Annotated in this window: 2 protein-coding genes and 1 pseudogene; all 3 read right to left on the bottom strand. The window is 50.2% G+C overall.

Annotation, left to right across the window (positions count from 1 at the left end; translation table 11 throughout):
* Positions 1 to 375: peptidylprolyl isomerase (locus tag ACTHUE_RS14905; protein ID WP_440423888.1), on the bottom strand; the 375-nt coding region annotated here is incomplete at its 3' end.
* A gap of 118 nt (positions 376 to 493) precedes the next feature.
* Positions 494 to 1,912: an SLC13 family permease gene (locus ACTHUE_RS14900; protein WP_107792083.1), complete on the bottom strand. Its 1,419-nt coding sequence runs from the start codon at positions 1,910 to 1,912 to the stop codon at positions 494 to 496.
* Positions 1,913 to 2,105: 193 nt separating this feature from the next.
* Positions 2,106 to 2,698: pseudogene (locus ACTHUE_RS14895) on the bottom strand (sugar transporter); the annotation flags it as partial.

Here is a 2,698-nt window from a genome sequence, read left to right as displayed (position 1 = left end):
GCCCCAGTCTTGGACTACGGTTTTGCCGTACAGCTCTTTAGAACGGAAGTTCAGGAAAGCGTTGTCGGCAGTGTTGATGAAGAATTGCGCGCTGGCAGAATGAGGATCGGAAGTACGCGCCATGGCGATGGTGTATTTTTCGTTAGGCAAACCGTTGGATGCTTCGTTTTGAATCGGATCGCGGGTTTCTTTTTCGTTCATGTTTTCATCCATGCCGCCGCCTTGAATCATAAAGCCTTTGATGACGCGGTGGAAGATTACGCCGTCGTAGAAGCCGTCTTTAACGTATTGCTCGAAGTTTTTAGCAGTAACGGGGGCTTTGTCGAAATCGAGTTCGATTTTGATGTCGCCTTTGTTGGTGTGCAGGATAATCATGGGTTTCCTTTCGTTAGAATCCGGTTTTGAATCATTCGTTAAATTGTGTCTGAACGACAAACTTCAAGGCCGTCTGAAAAATATTCTTTCAGACGGCCTGGGATATGGTTTTACGGGTTTATGGCATCAGGACGAAATAAGCCCACAGCGCAACCAATACGATACAGAGGACGTTCAGCAATAAGCCGACGTTCATCATTTCGCGTTGCTTAATCAAGCCTGTACCAAACACAATCGCGTTAGGCGGCGTGGCAACCGGCAACATGAAGGCACAAGATGCACCAATGCCGATGACGAATACCAAAACTTGTTCTGGCAAACCCATTTGCGCGGCAATGCTGGCGAAAATAGGCACAAGCAGGGCGGCGGAAGCGGTGTTACTGGTGAACTCGGTCAGGAAGATGATGAAGGCGGCAACCACGAAAATCACCAGCAATGCAGGAGAGTGGGAGAACGTGGAAGCAACTTGCTGACCCAGAGCTTCAGATGCGCCGGAAGATTGCAGCAACGCGCTCAAGCTGATACCGCCACCGAAGAGCATCAATACACCCCAGTCGGTATTGCGAGCAACTTCTTTCCATTGCGCCACGCCGAATACGACGACGGCAACGGCGGCAATCAGGGCGATAACGGTATCGGGGTTGGAAATGCCAAATGCGGCTTTGATTTTGGAGCTGAATACCCAAGCGATGGCGGCTGCCAAGAAAATCAACAGCGCGATAACGCGGTGCAAAGTCCAAGGGATAGATTCGGCTTTAACTTCCACGCGCTCGTTCAAATTAGGTTTGAGGATGACGTACATGGAGAACAGCATCAGCGGCAGAATCAACAGCATCATCGGCAGGCCGAGCTTCATCCAGCCGACGAAGTCCAAGTTTAGCGCTTTGGCGGCAATCATGTTCGGCGGAGAACCGACCACGGTGCCCAAGCCGCCGATACTGGCGCAGTAGGCGATACCGAGCAGGACGAAAACGTAGGTTTTGCGTTCTTTTTCTTGGTCGAGGTGGCTCATCATACCCATTGCCAAAGGCAGCATCATCGCGGCAGTTGCAGTGTTACTGATCCACATAGACAGGAAGGCGGTAACGGCAAACAGCATCAACACGGCAACTTTCATATTGCCACGGGACAGGCGCAACAGGCTGACAGCGATTTTACGGTCGAGACGCTGCATGTGCAGGGCGGTTGCAAGCGCGAAGCCGCCGAAGAAGATGTAAATCGTCGGGTCGGAGAAACCGGCCATCGCTTTTTTGATGTCCATATCCGGGAAACCGAGTACAACGGCAAGGATAGGGATCATCAGTGCGGTAACGGTAATGTGTACGGCTTCGGTAAACCAAAGCGCGGCAACGAAAATCAACAGCGCTATACCTTTGTTGGCGTCGGGGCTGTAGGGAAGGATGTAATAAATGCCGAAGCAGACAACGGCGGAGATGATGGTGGTCAGCAAGCCTTTAAAGTCGGTAATCGGCTTTTGTGCACTGAGCAGCTCGACGTTTTCCGGATGCTGGGTTTTGTCCTTTGCGTGCAGATCCATAGAATGTTCCTCTGAAGTTTGCTGGTTTTTCTTTTACGCTTGTGCTGGCCGTTTTCAGACGACCTGACAGCGACAGTATATTTGTAATTTGATGTAGTGTAAATAAATTGTAAATTATTTTTTAAAATAAAATAAAAAACGGACAAGCAGCAGGAAGGCTGTTTGTCCGTTCGATTAGGAAAGTGATTGGATTTTAAACGTTTTGCGTCAGATTGTCTTGTTCCTTAAACAACAAGCCGCAAACGGCCAAACCTGCCGCCGCCAGCAAGGCTCCGGCAATGCCGATATTGGAAAGGCCGAACCAGACGGTTACATAATGTCCCAAAAGCGCACCGCCGCCGATGCCGACATTGTACAAACCTGAATAAATCGAGTTGGCCACATCTGTTGCATCCGAGGCAAATGCCAAGACCTTCGATACCATGCCCAAGCTGACGATGACGATGGCCACGCCCCAAATAAATACCAGCGCGTACACCGCATAAGGGAAAGAGGCAAACGGCAGAAGCAGCAGGGCAGAGAGCAGGATGACCGCCACCGCGCCAAGCATAAACAGGCGTTGCGATTTGGCAAACCATTTGCCAAACAAATAAGAAGCGGCAAAGCCTGCCAAACCGTACAGGCTCAAAACGATGGTAACTTGTTCTGCCTTAAATCCGCCAACTTGCAACACAAAAGGCTCGATATAGCTGTATGCCGTGAAGTGTGCCGTAATAATCAACACCGTCATGGCATAAAGCAACATCAGGTTGCGGCGTTTGAACAAACTCGGCAGGCTGCTTAAAG

Source organism: Neisseria sp. P0021.S005 (genome assembly GCF_051956955.1).
This window is presented reverse-complemented; position numbering and strand designations above follow the sequence as displayed.